The organism is Collinsella aerofaciens, assembly GCF_015554145.1.
GTDB classification, from domain to species: domain Bacteria; phylum Actinomycetota; class Coriobacteriia; order Coriobacteriales; family Coriobacteriaceae; genus Collinsella; species Collinsella aerofaciens_AA.
Genome location: NZ_JADNHZ010000017.1, coordinates 1 through 22,589, shown reverse-complemented (window position 1 = coordinate 22,589; position 22,589 = coordinate 1). Strand labels below are relative to the sequence as shown.

Below are 22,589 nucleotides of genomic sequence, written 5' to 3'. Positions count from 1 at the left end.
GACGACTCGGCCGTCCTGCGGCACTTCATCAACTACGGCATGTCGGAGGGCCGCCGCGGCTCCGAGGCGTTCGACGTTTATAGTTATAAAATGAGATATCTCGATCTTAGGAAGGCTTACGGAAGTGATTTAAAAGGGTATTATTTCCACTATCTCGAATATGGGATGAAAGAGCATCGTAATGGTTCGAGCATGACTGGATTTGAGGGCTATATAATGTCCCCGTCTTTCACTTCTTACGAGGATGCTGCCGCTCATTACAGCAGGACTGTTGGGAAGCAAACCTATCCAACAAGCGTGTATGAAAGCAAAGGCAGCGCCTCTATTGATGAGTTTTGTAAGATTCTTTACGAAGAGGCCTCATTTGAGGGAGTATGTCCTGAAGTTTTATATGCTCAAGTCATGAAAGAGACGGGCTATTTAAGATTCGGAAATTTGGTCCAGGCAAATCAGTGCAATTTTGGAGGCGTTGGAGCCACCGGCCCTGGAAATCCCGGATATACTTTTTCTTCCGTTAGAGAAGGGCTTAGGGTTCAGGTGCAGCATTTAAAAGCGTACGCAACGACTGAACCTTTGAATAATCCGTGTATTGACCCACGCTTTAATCTAGTTTCCCGTGGGTGTGCTCCCAAGACGACGGACCTAAATGGACGTTGGGCCGTTCCCGGTAAAGGTTACGGCGAAGGTTTAAATGCAATCGTCCATGATGTTTTGTGCGTGTAATGGGTCTACATGAGTAATCGTCTTTCTCCGTACTACCTGTAGCGCTTCAGTACCGCTATCCAAAAACGTGAATATTGCCCTTCAGTACCACCCGCGGCGCGCTTGAGTACCGCTCGCATCCGCGCCTTACCGGTCCGCCGCCTATACGCTCGAGACGCCATACCGGTAGTCGGGAGAACGGAACGGATCATGGCAAGAAGGATACCGGCGAGGGGTGTGTTCAGGCTGAGATCGTCGAGCCTGTCGTTTAACGCGATTGCCGCCGCGCTGCACGCGTCGAAGGCCAGCATCTCCGTCGTGCTCAGGGCCGCGTCCGAGCACGACGTCGCCTGGGAGGAAGCAGAACGAATGAGCGTCGGGGAGATGTACGCCCGTCTGTTCCCTGAGCGTGAGCAGCCGGGGCCGGTGTACCCGGTCCCGGCTTGGGACGCAGCCCACTCCGAGTTCGCGAAGATTTGCGTCACGTTCAGGTTTCTGCACGGCGAGTACCGCAAGGATGTGCCGCGCGTGCAAGGCGGCCATGTCCTACGACAGCTTTTGCAAGCGGTACAGGCAGCCCCGGTCAGCGGAAACGTCGTGAATAGGGTCGGTCGCAATGCGGGCAGGAACGCGGAGGTCGACTGGCCCGGTCTGACATGCCCCCGTCGACCTGGCGAGTATCTGGGTAATGGTTTTACGAGTAATCCCGTGACCGTCAAGTAGCAAAAGGACGGAGCGTGAGCTCCGTCCTTTTGCTTATGGGGCGGTTGGCAGGACGGTCTGCTACCATAAACTATAGCTTTTGCTAATAGATTGGAAGCTTTTATACCAAGATCCAAGCTCGTTCTGGCTTTTCGAGAGCAAGATAGAGATGACGAGAGAGTAAGAAAGAATTAATGGCTGAAGCACTGAGAATAGCAATCTTTTCTGCTCAATATCTGCCCCACATTGGTGGTGTTGAGTCCTATACCAGAAACCTCGCAGTTACGCTCGTTGGCATGGGCCATAAGCCGGTCGTGGTCACGTGCAATTGCGATTCCCTGCCGTCTCGAGAGGTAACAGACGATGGTATTGAGGTTGTAAGGCTGCCGTGTTATCCATTGCTTGGTGGCAGGTTCCCTGTCTCGCGTTTTGGAAGAGCTTATCGGAGCATGCTGAGGGCTCTTGATGGCGAGCACTTCGATGGCGTCCTAGTTAATACGAGGTTTTATCCTCATTCAATCTGTGGGCTTCGGTTCGCCAGGCGCCAGCATCTCACCCCTATCGTTCTTGACCATGGGTCGCAGTATCTCACATTCGGAAACGCAGTATTGGATGTGTTCGTTCGTGCCTATGAACACATAATTACTTCGATTGATAAGCGGTTTCATCCGGTGTTTTGCGGTGTTTCTAAGAAAAGCCTGGATTGGCTTCGACAATTTGGTATTTCTGGCATTGATATCCTGCCTAACGCGATTGACGTTGACGCTTACTGCTCCAATGCCTCAAACCGAGATTTTCGTGCCGAATTGGGCGTCGGGACGGATTCGGTCCTTGCCTGTTTTGTTGGAAGGTTGATTCCCGAGAAGGGTATCGACTCCCTTCTCGCGGCCATGAAGCAGCTGAATGAAACGCCCGTAAAGCTAGTGGTTGCTGGTGATGGTCCCCTGCGTGAGTTGATGGAATCTGCTCCAGATAATGTCTCCTATGTTGGTCCTTTGCGTCCAGCGGATGTGTCATCTTTGCTTCAGGCTGCAGACGTGCTGTGTCTTCCTACGAGATCAGAGGGTTTTTGTACGACCCTTCTCGAGTCTTCGGCGTGCGGTACCCCGGCAATCATTCCCTTGGTGGGCGGAGTTGACGAAGTTTTCGGCGAGGAAGATTGCGGGTTTTTGCTGGATGGCTGTGCTCCCGGCCAAATTGCCGAAGCAATACGAGCGGCGTGCGTATCGAAAGTGGAGACGCGGCGAAAGGGACAGATGGCCCAGAGTAGAGTTCGAAAGTATTGTACGTGGGGCAATACTGCAGAGAGGCTCGTTGAACTTCTTGGCGCGTAGCAATTGCGTTGGTGTTGCTTTTCCGTTGACTGGGGTTTACCACGGTTTTGTTGCCTCATTCGGATATTGTTCTCTACAGAAGTAGGAGAATGGGAAGGTATAGTGATGCACGATATTCTTATTGTGACCTCAAGGAATATTGTCACCTCGGGCGGCGAGTTTAGCCTGATTAAAAATAGAGCAAATGCGCTAAAGAATGGCTGGGGCATTGAGTCTGATGTTGCGGCTCTTTGCAATGTTCGTTTGGGTGTTTCCGAGGGTGGTGAAGCTTTTGGATCCGGCGTTTATGTTCGACGGGATTTTATGAATCCCATGCAGCTGCTGTCGGGATATGAAGAGCTAATTACCACTGCTGAAAAAATGGTCTTAAGTGGCTCCTACAAGGCGATTATCCTCTCTGGCGTGGGGCTGTTTCGCTATGTCGACCGGATGAAGCGCGCTGCCGAGGCGTCGGGGGCTTTTGTATGTGCTGATGTTCATGGTTATTACGGCGACGGCTCCCTTCTTGCGCGCGACGAGCCTTTCTTCCTCGGTTCATTTCACCGTGCCGCTGCCTTTGTTGAGAGATATGAACAGCGACACTATTTGCGAAAGTTCGACCGAATCTTCTGCGTTTCCCGGGCATATCGAAGCTTCCTTTGTCGAGAGTGCGGCTGTACAGCGGGCCAGTTCTACATCGTTCCGTGTGCGACTGGGTCGACGCCAAGCTTTGGTCTTGCAGAGGAGCTTAAGTATCGAGAGGACTATAGACGGAAGTACAGCGTAGCGGATGATGAGTGGCTGCTCGTTTACTCAGGCGGTGCTTCTTCGTGGCAATGCCTTCCGCAAACTGCTCGACTATATCGTGAGATATTGAAGAGGCATGGGGCAAAGCTTCTTGTGTTGTCTGGGGACGTTGCCTCTGCACGTGTCGCAACCGGTGATTGTGACGGCATTGAATTTGATAGCTTCAAGCCCTCCGACCTCCCTAGCGTGTTCTGTGCTGCTGATTTCTTTGTTATGTTGAGAGAGGACGTTCCAACGAACCACTATGCTTATCCAAACAAGTTCTTGGAATATGTTGCCGCCCACAGGCCTGTAATCGCTACACCTTACGTTTACGACATTGCCGAAGAGATTAATAGAGATGGTGTTGGACTTCTGTATAACGGGGATGTTGATGATCTCGTTTTGAAAATGGACAATGCGGTGTGCGACAGGGATTCATGTGATCGCTTGGTGCAAGAGGTTTCTTTTGCAAATTCCCTCATCCCGTTTGCCAGGGATCTGGGAAGTGTTGGGTCCAGTTACTAAATGTGAGCGGGTCGTCTATGCTTATAACGGTGTTTACCCCGACTTATAATCGCGCATATATTCTTCCCAAGCTATTCGAAAGCCTCAAAAGGCAATCCTTTCGAGATTTTGAATGGATAATTGTTGATGATGGAAGCACGGATGGAACGCGAGAGCTCGTCGAGGCGATGCGGAAGGATTGTCGGGCGAAATTTCCTATCCGCTACATTTATCAGGTCAATAGTGGTAAGCACGTTGCCTGGAATAGGGGGCTTGATGAGGCTGAGGGAGTCTTGTTTTTCCCCGTCGATAGCGACGATTATTTAACTGATGACGCCTTGGCGCGTATTGGTGAGAACTGTGAAACCGTTATTTCTAACGAGCGCCTGATGGCCTTGTCGGGAGTTCGTATTTTTCCTGGTAACAAGCTTACGGGAGGAATTCTTCAAGACAATGTGGGCTCGTACATTGATTATTCGTCAATTGATCGCCGGTCGAAGGGGATCACGGGCGACCTTGCCGAAGCCTTTGTGACGGAACGGTTGAGGAAGTACCGATTCCCGGTCTTTGAAGATGAGCGGTTTGTTCCTGAAGCAGTTGTCTTTAATAGATTCAGCAACGATGGCTATCTAATTCGTGGGTACGCCTTCCCTCTCTATGTGTGCGAATACCTTGCCGATGGCTACACTAAGAATACTGATCGGCTTCTCATTACGAATTGGAAGGGATATCGCCTGTACGTTTCAGAGTTGATGCATAGCAAAGTCGGAATAAAGGCAAAAGCCATTCCGTTTTGTGGATTCATGTACCGATCGTTATTGAGACTGCTTGGTTTGTGCAAATAGTTTTGAGTGAAGTATGGAGTGCAGCATGAGCTCTTTATCAAAGAAAACGGTCCTGTTGGTATTTGGAACAAGGCCTGAGGCTATTAAAATGTGTCCTCTTGTAAAGGAGTTGAAAAACCGAGCTGGCCTTAATGCGAAGGTGTGCGTTACCGGCCAGCATCGCCAGATGCTCGACGTGGTCCTTGAGGAGTTTGGGGTTGTGCCCGACTACGATTTGCACATTATGAAGCAAGGGCAGACTTTGTTTGACGTTACCACCGCAGTTCTTAATGGCTTGGACGGCGTGCTGGATCAGCTCGAGCCCGACGTTGTGCTCGTTCACGGCGATACGACGACGTCCTTTGCCGCTGCACTCGCATGCTTCTACAAGGGCATTCCCGTGGGTCATGTTGAGGCAGGTCTTCGAACGTACGACATTCATTCACCATACCCCGAGGAGTTTAATCGGCAAGCGACCGGCATTCTTGCTGCATGGCACTTTGCACCAACTGACGCCGCCCGCAACAATTTGCTTTCTGAGCATCGGGATCCTGATCGCATTTATGTGACGGGAAATACTGGTATTGATGCGCTTCGTACGACTGTGCGAGATTGCTACTCGCATCCCGAGCTTGATTGGGTTGGTGGTAAGCGTCTTATCTTGATCACGGCTCATCGTCGTGAAAATCTTGGCGAACCCATGCATCATATGTTTAGGGCGATTCGCAGGGTTGTTGAAAAGCACGATGACGTGCGGGCTGTGTATCCCGTTCATCTGAATCCCATTGTTCGCAAGGCGGCCCACGAGGAGCTGGACGGCTGTAATCGCATTCATCTAATTGATCCTCTTGACGTGGTTGACTTTCACAATTTCATGGCCCGTTCCTACTTGATTCTTACCGATTCGGGCGGCATTCAGGAAGAGGCCCCGGGCTTGGGCAAGCCGGTTTTGGTGATGCGAGATACGACCGAGCGCCCCGAGGGCGTTGCGGCAGGCACCCTTAAGCTTGTTGGTACAAGTGAAGAGGCTATTTACTCAACATGTTGTGACCTCTTGGAGGATGAGGAGATATATTCCCGCATGGCTCATGCCAGCAACCCGTATGGTGATGGTCATGCGAGCGAGCGAATTGCCGATGTTCTGGAGAAGGAGCTGCAAGGTCTTGGGGGAGCATCGATCCGGTAGATGAGTGAGGTTAAGCAACTCTCCCTTAAACAGAATATGTTGTGGAACTCGTTCGGTTCCATTGTTAACCTTGGGTGCCAATGGCTTATTACGATCCTGATTGTTCGCCTTGGTTCTGGTTACGAGGCATCCGGCGTTTTCTCTTTGGCAATGTCCATCTACAACATCTTTGCCCCTATCGCTCAGTATCGCATGTATACGTACCAGGTCTCAGATGTTAAGAATGAGAATACGACGGGTGAATACCTGGCGTTTCGGTTTTTCACTTGTGGCGTCGCGCTTGCTTTGTGCACTGGCTATTCGCTGTTTACATGCGAATCGGGAGCGATTGCGGCTATTCTGCTCTATGCCGTCTACAAGTCTATTTCCTTGTTTGTAGACGTCTTTCACGCGTGCGATCAGCGCCATCATCGAATGGATTATATTGGTAAGTCACTATCTTTTCAGGGGGTTCTATCTCTTATTGCCTTTACCGTAGCGTTTAGCTTAAGTGAATCGCTCGAGGCGGCGATAGTTGCAATGACCGTTGTTGTGGCCCTCGTTGGTGCTGCCTATGATTTGCCAAGGACTCTTCAATTTGGCCCATTGGCTCCAAGAATCTCGTTCAAAAAGTGCCTTCGACTTGCCTTGAGGTGTCTCCCCATCGTTCTTGCGTCCATTGCCGCGGCGTCAGCATCTTCGATTCCAAGGCAATATCTTGTTGGTGTTCAAGGGGAGGCTGCTCTTGGCATTTATGCTGCTGCAGCTGCTCCTGTTGCGCTTATTCAGACGGGTGCCTCCTATATCTACAATCCTCTTCTAGGCTATTTTTCGGAGAGTTTTGCTGTTAGGGACAAGAAAGGCTTCAATGCCCTATTGACAAAGGTGACAGCCGGAATTGTTGTTCTGGGGCTGGTGTGCGCTATTGGAGTAATGGTTTTAGGTGAACCAGTTCTAGTTCTTGTGTACGGAAAAAAAATGTCGGGCTTTTCATATCTACTTCCTCCGCTTGTGTCGCTCGCAATGCTTACGGGGTATATGTGGTTTATAAACGATTTGCTAATGGCTATTAGAAACTTCCGGGGTGCCTTTGTTGGGAATGTTGCTGCTCTAATTTCCTCTCTCTGCGCCTTACCTTTAATTGCTCTGTATTCGATGGATGGTGTTACATATGTCTGTCTCATTTCTGCTCTCTGTGGAATAGTTTTCATGGCAACCGCGTTAGTTATTCAGTTAAAAGGCTACTGGAAATAGTACGTGATGCCTGAATCACGTTTCGGAAGATAAAAGGTAGGGTGGATGGATAAGCATCAGCGCTTGCTGGTTATTATTCCAGCGTATAATGAAGAAGAATCACTCGAGGCGACGGTTGACGAGTTGGCGGGTGTCGCTCCAAGTGTTGACTATCTCGTAGTAAACGACGGCTCCAAGGATTCAACTGAGCGGATTTGTCGCGATCGTGGGTACAACTACGTAACACTGCCAGTTAATTCTGGCCTCACCGTTGGATTTCAGACGGGCATGAAATACGCGCTCCGCAACGGCTACGATTATGCCCTTCAGTTTGATGCGGACGGCCAGCATATACCTGAGTACATTGATGAAATGCTCGAGACCGCTATTAATGAAAACGCCGATATCGTAATTGGCTCACGCTTCCTCCACGTGAAAAAGGAAGTTTCCGCTCGAATGATTGGTTCACGCCTTATTACAGTCATGATTAAGCTGACTACGGGAAAGCGCGTAGCTGACCCTACCTCGGGAATGAGGATGTTTAGCAAGGAAATGATTAAGCGCTTCGCGCAGGACGACTCGCTCAACCCTGAGCCCGAGAGCATTTCGCTTCTTATAAAAAAGGGGGCGAAGGTGAGCGAGGTCCAAGTTGAGATGCGTGAACGCCAGGCGGGGGAGAGCTACCTTAATATCTCCAAGTCGATTGCTTACATGGCGCGAGCTTGCATCTCCATTCTTTTCGTTCAGTGGTTCAGGTGATTATATGTCTGGCATTTTAAGGATCGTACTCATTCTGGGTGCATTTGCCATCTTGTTCGTGATTGTGAAGAAGCTACGCAAGGCTCAGATACAGGTTCTCGACTCCGTGTTCTGGTTGTTCTTTGCTTTGAGCTTTGTCGTGTTTGCAGCCGTTCCCCAGATTGCCTTCTGGCTCGCAGGGGCCCTTGGCTTCGAAAGCCCGTCGAACTTCGTATTCCTCTATGTAATTGCGCTGCTTCTTTATCGAGAGTTCTCCAACACAGTAAAGATTGCAGAGCTCAGACGCCGCGTGAACGCACTTGTTGAAGATTTCGCTCTCAAGTAGCATGCCGGCAGTCTTCGAGAGCTTCGAACCCAGGGACATCATCGTCACCGGCGGCTGCGGCTTCATCGGGTCAAACTTCGTGCATTACGTGGTCAAGAACCACCTGGAGGTCCACGTGACCGTGCTCGACAAGCTTACCTGCGCCGGCAACCGCGAGAGCATCGCGGGGCTTCCCGCCGACCGCGTGGAGCTCGTGGTGGGCGACATCTGCGCCGGTTGCCGGCCTCGCAGGCTTCGTCAGCCTGCGAGGCCATGATTACGTTGACGAGCGACTCGGGCATCACCCTGATCAGCTCGGCCATGTTCACCATGTCGTCGTCGAATCTGGACATCTGGGCGACGTCGCCAGCGATCTCGTGTATCTTGTCCATATGTGGTTATTGCCTTTCTTCGAATCCTGACTTCAGCAATCAAGATTTTAGGCGATAACCGCTTCCTTCTTTCTACGGGGGCCGCGGCCATCGAGAGAACAGGTGCGAACTTACGCAAAAACGCCGGTGCACACCATCGTGTTGGCACCGGCGTTTTTGCGCGCCAATAATCAGCAAGCTAAATACCGTGGAGTCTTCCTTGGCCAGACAGCCTGTTTTCTGGGAACCGCGTCGCAATCACATCAACCAAGTTCTTCCACCCCAGCACCGCGAGCGCAATAAAATATGGAGAATAGAGAAACAAATACCTGGCCCTGCACTCAAATAGCATCAAAAACACGCTGAGCAAGAACACCGAACACAAAACCACATACTCCGTCTTTGTTCTAGGGAACTTGAGCCAGTTTAGACACATGCCGACTAGGACAAACATCATGCAAAGCTGGGCAAAAACCTGGAACAGTGTGAAAGAGCCGTCTTCTCCAAAGAACTTTGACAGCGTGTTGCCAGAATGAGGTATATTCAAAAAGAAGTTGCCTTCAGCGGCCCACGCAAAAGTACCGTCCGAATAGTTCGAAATAGTCTTCTGGACCATCAATCTCGAAACGCCCTGGGGACCCAGAGACTCCACCCTCTCAGCCCACTTTTCGAAATTTGCATGCGATCTATCCTGTTGGCTTCCAAATGAGCTGGAATAGGAAACATCGTCTTCATGGTAGCACCCATAAGTCTCGTCATTAAATCCCATCATCAAGAAATGGGCCATCGAAAAGGATTTATCGGTGTCAATCACCGGACCCGTCTCCCTTGCGAGTGAGTTAGCGCCAAACGATAGAGCAAGAGCACATATAATCGCAGTGAATTGGAAAAAGAGCGATTTGATTTGAGCGCAATCCGACTGCCTATCAATGACAATCCTTCGATGACTTATCGCACATGCAGCCTCTACTAGCACAATTGAGACAACAACGAAGATGGCCGTAGGCTTAATAAAGTATCCGACCACGCCGAAAAAGAGCATGCCGAATGTGCGTAACGGGCTCCGACCAGCATTGTTGTACAGAAACAAGACTAGCGCGGGGCAGATAGTTCCATACGTATCCGAATAAGGAACCGCAATCCAAGGAGAGAAGCTCAAATACAAACAACCGAACGCAAGCGTATAGTACCCAGGACCAAAACCCACCAGCCTCGCCACAACAAGGGAGGTCAGAACAACAGCCAAAGTTACACACGCTGCTCCCACCACATCAAGCATGAGGTATACGTTTTGAAATCCAACATACTGGCAAAAGTTGCCCACAGTCTTGAAGATGAAAAGCAAAAACAGCTGGTTGGGATAGCGTGAGAAATAATCCAGCGTGGCTCCCTCATCGGACAATCCCGACATCAGCACGCCGACATCCCACCCTGTCTCAAAATAAATGCTATTGATTAGGCAGATTTGGAGCACGAAAACTACCACGGCCAATGAAATGCTCACACGTCTAAACATTCGAAGATCAAGGAAGCCCTCGTTCACCTTAGGGCGCCTCTTAGTCAATGCCACAGAGGCGGCGATCCCCACTATCAATACCACAGCCAGACAAGGTAAAGAAAGGGATGCCTCTTCTCCTTTGCAGGCATAAGGCAGGCGTGGGGCAAGGAAAACAACGGCAAGCAGGGCAAGCGAGAAATACGCCAAAGCGACACATCTGCCAAAACGCAAAAACCACGGAATCTTAGTGACTCCACGTGCCGCGGGACAAGATTCGACCACGTTATCCCCTTAGGTTTCGTCGGTTGATTTCATACGTTCTCTTTTCGATTAGATAGCGCGGACGACCCTTAGTCTCAAGATACGCCTTGCCGACATACTCGCCGATAACACCGAGGCTAAGGAGTTGCATGCCACCCAAAAACAAGATGACACAAATAGTACTTGTCCACCCCGAAACCGTCGCCCCAGAGAAATAAGAGAGGACCGCCCAAAAGGTCCCCAATAGGCCAACGAGGCCAATTGCAGCTCCCGCCGCGCTAATCAGGTGGACAGGCTTAATCGAAAGGCTCGTTATCCCGTCAACAGCAAGAGCGATCATCTTTCGTAGAGGATAGTGACTCTCGCCCGCAACGCGAGCTGCGCGCGAGTACTCAACGGTTGAACTGGGAAGCCCGATCAACGGAACCATCCCGCGCAAGAACAGATTTGACTCTCCATACTCCGACAACCCATCCAGAGCGGCAAGGCTCAAGAGCCTATAATCCGCATGGTTGAAGACGGTATCTACCCCCATCTCTTTCATCATGCCGTAGAAAGCCTCCGCAGTCATCCTTTTAAAGAGCGTATCGGTAGACCTGTCGTTTCTAACGCCATATACGACGTCACTGCCGTCCAGGTACTTTTCAATCATTTTAGATACGGCCGAGATATCGTCTTGCCCGTCGCAATCCAAAGAAATGGAGACGTCGCAATACTTATGCGCCTCCATAAGCCCCGCAAGAAGGGCATTCTGATGACCTCGATTTCTTGCCAGTGATATTCCCCTGAAATGAGCATTGTCGTTTGAGAGTCTTTCAATGATGGTCCACGTGCTATCACTCGACCCATCGTCTACGAACAGAATGCTACTTTTGTCACTTATGATTTCGGCCGAAATCAATCCGCTGAGCTCAGACAAAAATGTCTCAGAAGTTTCCGGCAAGACAGCTTCCTCGTTGTAACAAGGAATGACCATCCACAGAATCGGCTTCGGGGACGGAGCCTGATTATCATCGCATCGCACGCACTTGCCTTTCACGGACAAAACGTTCAACGAGAGGAGATTATACTCCACCTCACGGCGCAGCCCCGGTGCCAGACTCGTCATCTCCTGCCGAATCAGTCGCCGTATCAGCCGTCCGTTCTTGGGTGGTGACAGCTTCAGTTGCTACTTGCTTATCTTCAGCGTGGACAACGCTTGGCGTTAGCGAGGGCGCCATGAACAATGAGCAATGATCGATCTTGATCGACGTTGGCTTGGTTTTGAAAGCCCGTCAAATTTAGTATTTCTTTATGTAATTGGCCTGTTGCTGTTTCGTGAATTTTTATTACGGTAAAAATCGCCGAATTGAAACGCCGTGTGAATTCTTTCGTTGAAGAGCTTGCGCTCATGAAGTGATTGGACGATTAAGAAGATGCGTAGCGGTGCAGGTGAGTTTGGAGCGGGTGTCATGGATATCAAATACAAAATAGCCAGGATATCCTTTGGCATCAAAAGATATCATGACGATTCCGGGATTTTGGGCCGTGCGGAGTATGAGCTCAAAATAAGTAACAACGATAAGAAAGTTTCCAGGAGGCGTTTGGATAGAATCTCTTTTGTTTAAGCTGCACATCCAAGGCCCCTCAAGAGATGGAGCTTGGTTTGCTGTAGAAAGTAAGAATCCTACTTGCACTGCTTGATGATGCAAAAGGGGATGGCGAGGTCGTTTCGTTTATGTCAGGAGCGATGGGTTTTCGGAACTATTATTGGCTCGGCCTCCTCAGAATGGTACAAGGGAGGTAATGGTGAGATTTCTACGGATAGCACCATTGCCTCTCTGATTATTTGGTTTGCCGCTTCATGTGTAATTCTCATCTTATTTATTGCGTCTAGGGCATGCTCTGCAAGGCACCGTTCAAAATTGCATGGGATGTTGCTAATCTCGGAACAAGAACTTGAGAATGAGCAAATAGCCAAAAGGATTCACTGTATCATCAGATGATGAGACGTTGATTGAGCCCAGGCATGCTGCATTGATACTAACTAGCGCAGAATAGCAAGTGAGGGGAAATCTCTGAAACTGCCCTTAGCTCCGCTTAAGGTTTGGAGGATAAAGAAAGATGACTATTGGGAAGGCCGATCTAAGTAAGGCGGATATTGGGGTAATTGCCGTATTGTTCTTCGGCGTTTTATCTGCTGCGTCGCTGGCCTTTATCAAGCTACGTCCTTCCGCGGCTTTTGTCTATGCCCTGGCTGCGTTTGTCGGAGCCGTATTTATTGCTTATTCGTATCATTTCTTTCTTAGGACTCCGAAACAGACTAAATATGGCGTTTCTTCTCCTAAGATGTTCGCGTGTATCATTGGGCTCAGCGCTATAGGTGCCATTCTTCTTGAGGTGTTCACGCTTTGGGGGGCGCCGTTGTCTACTCCATTAGAGTTATCAGATTGGAGCAAGCGACGTATTCTAATCTTTTTCGTCGCTATTGCGGGCTTCATAATCGTGCATGTCTCCAATTCGTGCGCCGCGGTTCCCAAGATCGGGCCTTCAGGGCATTCGCATCAAAGGTCTATTGGCGAACTGTTTGCCTACACTATTCCGGGTGTCACGCTGATGACCCTCATTGTCGCAACAATTGGCTTGGTGCCTAGTTACTTTGTCTCTAAGATAATCGGTGGAGTTGCGGGTCGTTTAGCTTATCTGTTGATTTGCTTGTTCTTTGTCGGCGTTGCTGCGTTCTTTTATTTCTGGAAGAAGGGGAGGGTCGAGCTTTTTTTTCTCAGCTCTTGCCTGCTATTGGGATCTTTCTTGGTTTTCATCGCTCCCCCGGTAACCGCGATTTCTTGGGATGACGAGATTCACTACGACAGGGCGCTCGGTTTGTCATACCTAGGACATTCGGAGTATTCATATGCGGATCAACTGCTAGTTACCAAGCCCTGGGCCGCTGTGAATTTAGACCATAAATTGCTCTACGAGTCGGTGGATGAGGTCGCTGAAGCGGGTGCTTCTGCTGAACAGTCGGGCGAATATATGGAGCAGGCAAGTTTTGCATCGCCCATATCGAAAAGCAGCCTCACTACGGTCTCCACAATCGGGTATGTTCCATCGGCAATCGGTCTGTGGTTAGCTCGCGTATTCCATGTTCCAATTTTGGTGAGCGTCATGTTTGGTAAGATGGGCAACCTTATTTCATATGCAGTAGTTGTCGCTTTCGCCATCCGTATTATCCCTACTAAAAAGTTGTCCATGATGATCATTGGTCTTCTTCCGACGAGTATTTTTCTCGCTTCAAATTACTCGTATGATCCTGTTGTGACGTCATTTCTCATGCTTGCAGCTGCTTTGGTAGTGAGAGAAATTAGTCGTCCGGTCGAGCGACTTACAATCAAAAACCTGCTAAAAATCGTCACGGCGTTATTCCTAGGGCTTGCTCCAAAGGCAATTTACTTTCCGGTCATTGGTCTGCTGCTTCTTATGCCTCGAGCCAAGTTTTCCTCGCGTACCGCTTACAAACGCTATATCGGTTTTGTAGTCGCCTTCGGGCTAGTAATGGTTTTATCATTTGTGTTGCCAATGCTATTTAGCGCTGATGCGCAAGCAGGGGATGCCCGCGGGGGATCTGATGTTAGTGCGTCAGGTCAAATCGCGTATATTCTCTCTCATCCGTTGGATTATGCATACACGCTCATCAACTTTATATTGGGTTATATTTCCCCTGTAAATTCCGATATGTACTCGCTTTCATTCTCTTATATGGGCGTTTCTCTTCCGGCTGTGTTGCAATGGAGCTCAGCCTTGCCCTTTACGGTTCTCATCGTTGGATCCTTAATTGATAGTCCAAAAACGAAGACTTTTGGATTGAGCCTGTGTGGTAGATTCTGGGGTTTTACTATAGTCGCATCATCGATTGCTCTTGTTTGCACGGCATTATATGTGAGCTTTACATCGGTTGGATCGAATACCATTGCAGGCTGTCAAGCACGATACCTTACTCCGCTGTTGCCATACGCTGCCTTGCTTGCCCCTTCTTTTTCTATAAGCGGCATGCAAATCAGTAATTCAGGCAAATCGATAAAGGAAGAAAGCACGACAAGAATAACTATGCTGCTCCTCACGTCAATCGTGGTCCTTTTCACCGCAGCATGTTCGTATTATTTCATAGTACTCTGGTAGTCTCCTGGCCTGTTAACAGGGTTAATTATCTAATATTATCCAGGCGTCCCGAATTGAAAAACGGGACGCCTTTTGCGTATGTGATGGGTTAGCTTTATGAGTGGTAACCCGCTGCGGTACCGCAGTCTGCATACATTGTGAGACTGCGGTAGATCTCACAAGTGGTAATAGCGATTTCCAGGTTCTCCCACGGTGAAATTGGGGTTCATGTATGGATCGCCTTCGACATAGTAGTTTGCCCAGCGATAATTCATGTACGCGACCTCTTTGTGGAAGCGAATCTGCTTGTCCGTGTTGTTTTCAACGCCTCTGGAAATTGACTCGTAATGATATAGCTCGACTTCGGGCGTGTATACAATCAGATCGTTAATCTCGCGAAGCTTTAGGCAAAAGTCAACATCATTAAATGCGACTTGAAGCTCTTCGGTGAAACCTCCGACTTTTTCGTATTCACTTCGTTTGGTCATAATGCAAGCCGCCGTGACGGCACTGAAGTCTTGCTGCGCGTCGTTGAGTGCAAAATAGCCCCAGTTGTCTTTCGGCATGCTTTGGCAGAGATGTCCTGCTACGCCTCCTGTGACGCATAGGCCAGCGTGTTGAATGGTGTTGTCGGGATAGTAGAGTTTTGCACCAACTGCGCCAACATCCTCGCGTGCGCAAATGCCAAGCATAGTTTCAATCCAAGTGGGCGTAATCACTTCAGTGTCGTTATTCAGCAGCAAGAGATAATTTCCCTTGGCATGGGACACTCCAAAGTTCATGAGGCTGGAAAAGTTAAATTCGTGCTCCCAGGTAACAAGGCGAACGATATCAGGGTACTCGGCTTGTAACTTATCGTAATACTCGAACGTCGCATTTTCCGTGCTGTTATTTTCGATTATCACAAGCTCGTAATTGTCGTACGTGGATTTCTCGACAATTGACGTAATGCAGTTATCGAGGATATCAGTGTGATCTTTGGTCGGAATGATGATCGAAACGAGCGGATGGGAATCTGGCACGGCGTAGGTTACTTTATATGTAAAGGGACGACGCGCTTGTTCAACTTTTGCATTGAGCCCAAGTCTGTCGAGGTGGTTCTGAACTGCCTTAATACCCGCAATGGTGGCATAAGGTTTGCTGTCGGCATTTGCCGCGGTTGACGTTTCGCTTAGGCGCCAGTGATATAGGACTTTTGCAACATGGTGGACGTTCCTTGCCTTTTCCACGGCTCGGAGAGTTAAATTGTGATCCTGGGCTCCATCGAACTCTTTCGTATTCGGTTCCAGAGTGTCAAGAAGGGACTTGCGGATGGTAAGCATGTGGCATATATAGTTATTATTTCTGAGTAAATCGATATTGAAATCCGGTTTAAAGAACGGCTGTGCCAGCTTTCCATCGGGCATCAGTTTGTCTTCATCGCAATAAAGAAGATCAACTTTATCATTGTTTTCAATTGCCTCGGCATACGAGAACAACAAATCCGGTTCAAGGATGTCGTCATGGTCAAAGAAGCTGATGAAATCGCCCGAAGCAGCGGCTACTCCTGCATTTGTGTTTTCGGAAATGCCCTTATTTTCGGCAAGGTTAATTGATTTAATTTTGTTGTCGCGGGCTGTCTCCTGCTCAATACGAGCCTTTAGTTCCTGATTGTCTGGACTTGCATTAACTAGGATGAGCTCCCAGTTTGCATAAGACTGACTCTTAACGGATTCTGCCATATCGTTAAAAAACGGAATAGGCGTGTTGTAAAGAGGGACAATAATGCTGAACTTCGGAGCGCTGGTAAAGGCAATTTTTCTTTGCTTTTCCAATGCTCCGATGGTTGCCTTATGCTCCGTGAACCATTCGGGGTATTCAGGATCAAACTGTGCATGGGTAAAAAGGAAGTTGGTTTCTTCTAGAAGTAAGCCAAGTTTATCGGGCGTGAGACAGTCGAATGAGCTGAATGAAGGATGATTTTGATCGTCAATAATAAAGTAGTAACGATCGAACGCTTTTGGCATTCGGATCGAGAGCTGTGTTTCAAGCTGTTTTTTCTCAGCAGTGAATCCAACGCTTGTTACATTTGAGCCGAAATCGACGGTAGTCAAATTGACTTCGTTGAGGGTTCGATCGAGGCAGCGAACCTTGATTTGCGAGTCACTACGGTACGGTGTTCTTACCGTACACCTAAGGATATATTCGTTTGAATCTTCGATACACTGCCAAAAATCAATTGTTGCCATGTCAAACTCTGAAACGTCATCATAGTTTCTAAGTTTGCTGCACATGTTGGGTTTTATTTTGTAGTTAAGACGAGACTCCCATTTTATGTTCTTGCAATTGAGTGAAAGGGAGTCGCTGCTCAGGGTGCGACCGTCTTGGCCGATTTCGCTAAACTCAATTTTGATTGCGCGAGCATCGGGATCGGGGATTACAAGGACGTATGAGTTCGAATCACAGCTATTGTCCCGGAATTTTAGGAGGGATAAAGGCAAGCAGCGGTTATCGTCTGTAGCCGCCTGGACTGTTACGCTGGAGCCTTTATGGATGCCTTCAATCTTAAGCTGCTGGTAGATTTTCCAGTTTCCTCTGCATACTCCGTTTGTTTCGACTCGCATTGTTTGCCTTTCGTTTGTTGGACACTGCTCATTGTACTTTTTCATTTGTTGCCTCGCTAGAAATGCAGAAAGAGTTGCGTGTTTCTGCTGTCCGATTTAAATAAGAAGAAGGGGAGGTTGCTGCCGGTGCGTATAATTTAATCAACTATGCATCTGTAATCAGCGGCTTTTGCTCAACGATTGTCAATCGAGAGGATTTTTATGAAAGGCATCATCCTCGCCGGCGGGTCCGGCACGCGCCTGTACCCGCTCACGCTCGTGACCTCCAAGCAGCTGCTGCCGGTCTACGACAAGCCCATGATCTACTACCCGCTGTCCACCCTCATGCTGGCCGGCATCCGGGACATCCTGGTCATCTCCACCCCGACGGACCTGCCCAACTTCGAGCGCCTGCTCGGGGACGGCTCGCGCTACGGCGTGAACCTCTCCTACGCCGAGCAGCCCTCGCCGGACGGCCTGGCGCAGGCCTTCACCATCGGCGAGGACTTCATCGCCGGCGAGCCGTGCGCCCTGGTGCTCGGCGACAACATCTTCTACGGCAACGGCCTGTCGCGCCACCTGACGCGCGCCGTGCAGAACGCAGAGTCGGGGAGGGCCACGGTCTTCGGCTACCACGTGGACGACCCCGAGCGCTTCGGCGTCGTCGAGTTCGACGGCGAGGGGAGGGCCGTCTCCATCGAGGAGAAGCCCGCCGAGCCCAAGAGCTCCTACGCCGTCACCGGCCTGTACTTCTACCCGGGCGACGTGGCCGCCAAGGCGCATGAGGTCGAGCCGTCGGCCCGCGGCGAGCTGGAGATCACCACGCTCAACCAGATGTACCTGGAGGAGGGGACGCTGTCCGTGGTGACCCTCGGCCGCGGCTACGCGTGGCTGGACACCGGCACCATGGAGAGCCTCCACGAGGCGGCGGAGTTCGTCCGCGCCGTGGAGCACTCCCAGGACCTGCCGGTGTCCGTCCCCGAGGAGATCGCCTGGGAGAACGGCTGGATCACGACCGCCGAGCTGGAGGAGGCGGCCAAGGCCTACGGCAAGTCGGTCTACGGGCAGCACCTGAAGAAGGTCGCCGCCGGCGAGATCGTCAACAGCCCGCGCGAGTACTAGCGCAAGCTTGTTTTCTTTAGGGGTCACCGTTTATCTGGTGGCCCCTTTCGTTATGATTACGTTGACCATAAAGACAATATGATTGGGAGTGGATGTGTTAAGCGTCTACTTTGGCGATATGCCAGAAGCGATTTACAACACAGCGACATATTTCAAAAACTCTTACCGGTCTTCTTGGATTACGGATCCCTATGCAGTCTCGATAATTAAAGATGTCGATCGATCGGTTGTTGTCTCCGAAAACGTCATCGAAAGCCCTGTGCTTGGATCCATCTCCCCACTCCAGCTTTCTGGTGGCGTGAAAACGCTGCTGCTTATGAGATTTGATCGTAAGCATATTTTTAACGCTTCTACCTGTGGTGACAACTGTGCCAAGTGGATTCTCGACATGGCGAAAGACCGCAAGCTCGTTGTGAATCTCTATCATGTGATGGACTTTGGTCGCGAGGATTTTAAAATTAAAGTCGTGAATAGCGGCCGAATCGTTCACAGCATGGCCGATTTGATTCACGAGTCGATTCCGTATCTGTAGGTGCTGCTTATGAACGGTTCGCATCTCGTTAAGATTTCCCGCCGCAGGGGAACCAAGTACACATTTACCATTAAACGGAACATTACTATTGTGCGTGGGGATAGTGGCACGGGTAAGACGACACTGTTTAACATGGTCGCAGACTACATGCGAACGGGCGAGCAGTCGGGTGTTTCCTTGCAATGCGATTGTCCCTGTGTCGCCCTGACCGATTATGATTGGCGAAACCAGCTTTCGTCCGTTCATGACTCGATTGTATTTGTCGATGAGGGCTTAAAAGAGATTCATTCTGATGAGTTTGCCCATCATGTGCTGTATTCCTCGAATTATTTCGTGCTGATCTCAAGGGCTGATTTCCCCAATCTTCCGTATAGCGTGGATGAGATTTACAAGATTAAGACGAGCGGAAAATACCATTCTTTCGTCCCTGTTTATCAAGATCGCGGGAATCATCGTTATGCTATTTCCCGGTCGGCGCCAAAACAGGACTTTTCTATCCTTCTATGCGAGGACAGTAAGTCTGGTTTCCAGTTCTTTGAACGGCATTTCGCTGACAGTGAGCTTACCTGTACTTCGGCCATGACGAACAGCGCGATTTTGGGCTGGTTGGATCAGCATCTCGACGATCGCGTGTTTGTTGTCGCGGACGGGGCGGCATTTGGGTGCTATGCGGACCGCGTCCTTAAGCTGCAAGACATTCACCGCGATACTGTTACGGTTTGTCTTCCCGAATCATTCGAGTGGCTTCTACTGAGCTCCGGCGTAATTTCAGGGCTAGATGCCAAAGCAGTTCTGCAAGAGCCGGAAGCGTTTGCAGACAGTGAGAAGTTTAAAAGCTGGGAGGACTTCTTCTATAAGTACTTACGCGATAAAACTGGGAATTCGGTCTTCCGGTACGACAAAGACTGCATTCCGGAGGCGTTTTGTAGGGGAAGTAATTCTGCGAAGGTTATGGCTCTTATCGCGTGCCGAAATGTCCGATAGTTTTGTTGAATAGTGTCGCGGCATCACTTCCTGCGGCATACTAAAGAAGCTGTACATGCTTCAGATTGGATTTTCATGTCTGAGATTTTTGAACCTAAGAACATCATCGTCACGGGCGGCTGCGGCTTCATCGGCAGCAACTTCGTGCACTACGTGGTCAACAACCACCCCGGGGTGCACGTGACCGTCCTGGACAAGCTGACCTACGCCGGCAACCCCGAGAACATCGCGGGGCTGCCGACGGACCGCGTGGAGCTCGTCGTCGGCGACATCTGCGACGCTGGGCTGCTCGATGAATTGGTCCCCGGCCACGACGCGATCGTCCACTACGCCGCCGAGAGCCACAACGACAACTCCATCGCCGACCCTGAGCCGTTCCTGCGCACCAACGTGGAGGGCACCTTCCGCCTGCTGGAGGCCGTCCGCAAGCACGGCGTCCGCTACCACCACGTCTCCACCGACGAGGTCTACGGCGACCTGGCGCTCGACGACCCGGCGAAGTTCACTGAGGAGACGCCCTATAAGCCGTCCTCTCCGTACAGCTCGACCAAGGCTTCCTCCGACATGCTCGTCCGAGCGTGGACCCGCACCTACGGGCTTCGCACCACGATCTCCAACTGCTCCAACAACTACGGCCCCTACCAGCACGTGGAGAAGTTCATCCCCAGGCAGATCACCAACATCGTCGACGGCGTGCGCCCCAAGCTCTACGGCCGCGGCGAGAACGTCCGCGACTGGATCCACACCGAGGACCACTCCAGCGCCGTCTGGGACATCCTCACGAAGGGGCGCATGGGGGAGACCTACCTCATCGGAGCCGACGGGGAGAGGAACAACATCACCGTACTGCGCATGATCCTCGAGGCCATGGGAAAGGACCCCGAGGACTTCGACTGGGTCGCCGACCGCCCCGGCCACGACCGCCGCTACGCCATCGACTCCACCAAGCTCCAGCGCGAGCTGGGCTGGAGGCCGGCGCACACCGACTTCGCCGGGGGCCTGAAGCAGACCATCGACTGGTACGTCGCCAACGAGTCCTGGTGGCGCCCCGCCAAGGAGGCCACCGAGGCCCGCTACCGCGCGCAGGGCCAGTAAGACTGCATTCCGGCGAACCGCACCGCGGGGCGCCCGCGCGGGGATGCAGGGCATGGGGATGATCCTGCGTCCCCGCGCGGGCGCCCCCGGTTATACAACCTCTTCGATAGGAGCTTTTCCCACATGGCAGACATCGCATTCGAGAAGGACCTCTCCGTCGCCGAGACCGGCATCGAGGGCCTCAAGGTCGTCGACCTCGCCGTCCACGGCGACTCGCGCGGCTGGTTCAAGGAGAACTGGCAGCGCGCCAAGATGACCGCCCTGGGCATCCCGGACCTCAGGGTCGTCCAGAACAACATCTCCTACAACGACAGCCGCGGCGTCACCCGCGGCATCCACGCCGAGCCCTGGGACAAGTTCATCTCCGTGGCGCGCGGCAGCGTCTTCGGCGCCTGGGTGGACCTGCGCGAGGGCAGCGAGACCTACGGGAAGGTGTTCACCTGCACGCTTGACCCGTCCAAGGCCATCTACGTCCCGCGCGGCGTGGGCAACTCCTTCCAGGCCCTGGAGGACGGCACCGCCTACACCTACCTGGTGGACGCCCACTGGTCCCTCGAGCTCAAGAAGACCTACACCTTCGTGAACCTCGCCGACCCCGAGCTCGCCATCGAGTGGCCGATCCCGCTCGATGAGGCCACCGTCTCCGAGGCCGACCTCAACCACCCGATGCTCAGGGACGTCGTCCCAATGGCGCCCAAGAGGACGCTCGTCACCGGCTGCAACGGCCAGCTGGGCCATGCTGTGCGCAGGCTGGCGGAGGAGCGCGGCGTCGCCAAGGACTTCGACTTCTGCGACATCGACACCTTCGATATGTCAGACCCGGACGCCTACACACAGTACGACTGGTCGCTCTACGGCACCGTGATCAACTGCGGCGCCTACACCGCCGTGGATAGGGCGGAGACCGCCGAGGGCCGCGCGACCGCCTGGAAGGCCAACGCGACCGGCCCCGCCCTCCTCGCCCGCACATGCTCTGATCACGGGATCACCCTCGTCCACGTGTCCAGCGACTACGTCTTCGACGGCACCGCCGAGGTGCATGACGAGGACGAGCCCCTCAGCCCGCTGTCCGTCTACGGCCAGACCAAGGCCGCCGGCGACATCGCCGTGGCCGGGTGCCCGCGCCACTACATCATGCGCTCCAGCTGGGTCATCGGCGAGGGCCGCAACTTCGTCAAGACGATGAAGGGCCTGTCCGACCGCGTCGCCGACCCCGAGGACGGGCTCGAGCAGGTCACGGTCGTTGACGACCAGCTGGGCCGCCTGACCTTCACGCGCGACATGGCCGAGGCCATCTTCCACGTGCTGGGGACGCACGCCCCCTACGGCACCTACGACTGCACCGGCTCCGGCACCGTCAAGTCCTGGGCCGATATCGCCCGCGCCGTCTTCGAGGCCGCCAACGGCAACGGGGACAGGGTCGTGCCGGTATCGACCGCCGACTACTACGCGAGCGCCGAGGGCCCCGTCGCCCCGCGCCCGGTCCACTCCGCGCTCGACCTGTCCAAGCTCGAGGCTGCCGGCTTCCACATGCCCGACTGGGAGGAAGAGCTGGGGGAGTACATCAAGACGCTCTAGCCGCTATTAACTTTTCGAGAGTAAAAGCCGCCGTTCTTTAACGGCGGCTTTTCTTGTTCAAGACTTTAGTCTGCTGGCCGCGCAGCGGCCAGCTTTAAACCACCCGCTATGCGGGTGGAGACAAACGGCTTTAC

At 51.7% G+C, this 22,589-nt stretch carries 18 protein-coding genes and 1 pseudogene; 16 read left to right on the top strand and 3 right to left on the bottom strand.

Translation table 11 applies throughout. The features are described from left to right. The 10 genes and pseudogenes from I2E13_RS07595 to I2E13_RS07550 all read left to right on the top strand — a co-directional run. Positions 1–723, top strand: a 723-nt coding sequence (locus tag I2E13_RS07595; protein ID WP_195404707.1) for a glucosaminidase domain-containing protein, incomplete at its 5' end; no start/stop codon positions are given. Positions 724–939: 216 nt separating this feature from the next. Further along, positions 940–1,425 carry a hypothetical protein gene (locus I2E13_RS07590; protein ID WP_195404706.1) on the top strand — a complete coding sequence of 162 codons (486 nt, stop codon included), beginning with the start codon at positions 940–942 and terminating at the stop codon, positions 1,423–1,425. A 173-nt stretch (positions 1,426–1,598) separates the two neighbouring features. Further along, entirely contained in the window at positions 1,599–2,738 is a 1,140-nt protein-coding gene (locus I2E13_RS07585) for a glycosyltransferase family 4 protein (RefSeq protein ID WP_195404705.1), read from the top strand. A gap of 105 nt (positions 2,739–2,843) precedes the next feature. Continuing rightward, positions 2,844–4,031 carry a glycosyltransferase gene (locus I2E13_RS07580; protein WP_195404704.1) on the top strand — a complete coding sequence of 396 codons (1,188 nt, stop codon included), beginning with the start codon at positions 2,844–2,846 and terminating at the stop codon, positions 4,029–4,031. A 17-nt stretch (positions 4,032–4,048) separates the two neighbouring features. Next, entirely contained in the window at positions 4,049–4,855 is an 807-nt protein-coding gene (locus I2E13_RS07575; RefSeq protein ID WP_195404703.1) for a glycosyltransferase family 2 protein, read from the top strand. 25 nt (positions 4,856–4,880) lie between these two features. Next, entirely contained in the window at positions 4,881–6,020 is a 1,140-nt protein-coding gene (gene wecB / locus I2E13_RS07570; protein WP_195404702.1) for a non-hydrolyzing UDP-N-acetylglucosamine 2-epimerase, read from the top strand. Then, positions 6,021–7,253: a lipopolysaccharide biosynthesis protein gene (locus tag I2E13_RS07565; protein ID WP_195404701.1), complete on the top strand. Its 1,233-nt coding sequence runs from the start codon at positions 6,021–6,023 to the stop codon at positions 7,251–7,253. Positions 7,254–7,298: 45 nt separating this feature from the next. Next, the gene (locus tag I2E13_RS07560; protein WP_195404700.1) at positions 7,299–7,991 is read left to right on the top strand and encodes a glycosyltransferase family 2 protein; all 693 of its coding nucleotides are present in this window, start codon (positions 7,299–7,301) and stop codon (positions 7,989–7,991) included. 4 nt (positions 7,992–7,995) lie between these two features. Beyond that, complete coding sequence (locus tag I2E13_RS07555) at positions 7,996–8,316, top strand: DUF2304 domain-containing protein (protein ID WP_195404699.1); 321 nt, start codon at positions 7,996–7,998, stop codon at positions 8,314–8,316. 1 nt (position 8,317) lies between these two features. Continuing rightward, positions 8,318–8,527 (top strand): annotated as a pseudogene (locus I2E13_RS07550) (GDP-mannose 4,6-dehydratase); the annotation flags it as partial. A gap of 338 nt (positions 8,528–8,865) precedes the next feature. Here the strand turns inward: I2E13_RS07550 and I2E13_RS07545 are convergent. Together I2E13_RS07545 and I2E13_RS07540 are read right to left on the bottom strand one after the other, a co-directional pair. Next, the gene (locus I2E13_RS07545) at positions 8,866–10,446 is read right to left on the bottom strand and encodes a glycosyltransferase family protein (RefSeq protein WP_195404698.1); all 1,581 of its coding nucleotides are present in this window, start codon (positions 10,444–10,446) and stop codon (positions 8,866–8,868) included. 1 nt (position 10,447) lies between these two features. After that, entirely contained in the window at positions 10,448–11,401 is a 954-nt protein-coding gene (locus tag I2E13_RS07540; RefSeq protein ID WP_195404733.1) for a glycosyltransferase family 2 protein, read from the bottom strand. Positions 11,402–12,528: 1,127 nt separating this feature from the next. Between I2E13_RS07540 and I2E13_RS07535 the strand changes: the two genes are divergently transcribed. Beyond that, on the top strand, positions 12,529–14,583 hold the full coding sequence (locus I2E13_RS07535) for a DUF2142 domain-containing protein (RefSeq protein ID WP_195404697.1): 2,055 nt from the start codon (positions 12,529–12,531) through the stop codon (positions 14,581–14,583). A 155-nt stretch (positions 14,584–14,738) separates the two neighbouring features. On the opposite strand, the gene I2E13_RS07530 is transcribed toward I2E13_RS07535, so the two are convergent. Further along, positions 14,739–17,210 carry a glycosyltransferase family 2 protein gene (locus I2E13_RS07530; RefSeq protein ID WP_195404696.1) on the bottom strand — a complete coding sequence of 824 codons (2,472 nt, stop codon included), beginning with the start codon at positions 17,208–17,210 and terminating at the stop codon, positions 14,739–14,741. 156 nt (positions 17,211–17,366) lie between these two features. On the opposite strand from I2E13_RS07530, the gene rfbA reads away from it, so the two are divergent. From rfbA to I2E13_RS07505, 5 genes are all read left to right on the top strand, one after another. After that, the gene (gene rfbA, locus I2E13_RS07525; RefSeq protein ID WP_195404695.1) at positions 17,367–18,266 is read left to right on the top strand and encodes a glucose-1-phosphate thymidylyltransferase RfbA; all 900 of its coding nucleotides are present in this window, start codon (positions 17,367–17,369) and stop codon (positions 18,264–18,266) included. Positions 18,267–18,360: 94 nt separating this feature from the next. Further along, positions 18,361–18,798, top strand: coding sequence for a DUF4869 domain-containing protein (locus I2E13_RS07520; protein WP_117747067.1), 438 nt, complete (start codon positions 18,361–18,363; stop codon positions 18,796–18,798). A 9-nt stretch (positions 18,799–18,807) separates the two neighbouring features. Next, entirely contained in the window at positions 18,808–19,782 is a 975-nt protein-coding gene (locus I2E13_RS07515) for a hypothetical protein (RefSeq protein ID WP_117747064.1), read from the top strand. A 75-nt stretch (positions 19,783–19,857) separates the two neighbouring features. Beyond that, the gene (gene rfbB / locus I2E13_RS07510; protein ID WP_117763048.1) at positions 19,858–20,877 is read left to right on the top strand and encodes a dTDP-glucose 4,6-dehydratase; all 1,020 of its coding nucleotides are present in this window, start codon (positions 19,858–19,860) and stop codon (positions 20,875–20,877) included. A gap of 123 nt (positions 20,878–21,000) precedes the next feature. Continuing rightward, positions 21,001–22,455: a sugar nucleotide-binding protein gene (locus I2E13_RS07505; protein WP_195404694.1), complete on the top strand. Its 1,455-nt coding sequence runs from the start codon at positions 21,001–21,003 to the stop codon at positions 22,453–22,455. Positions 22,456–22,589 lie beyond the last annotated feature (134 nt).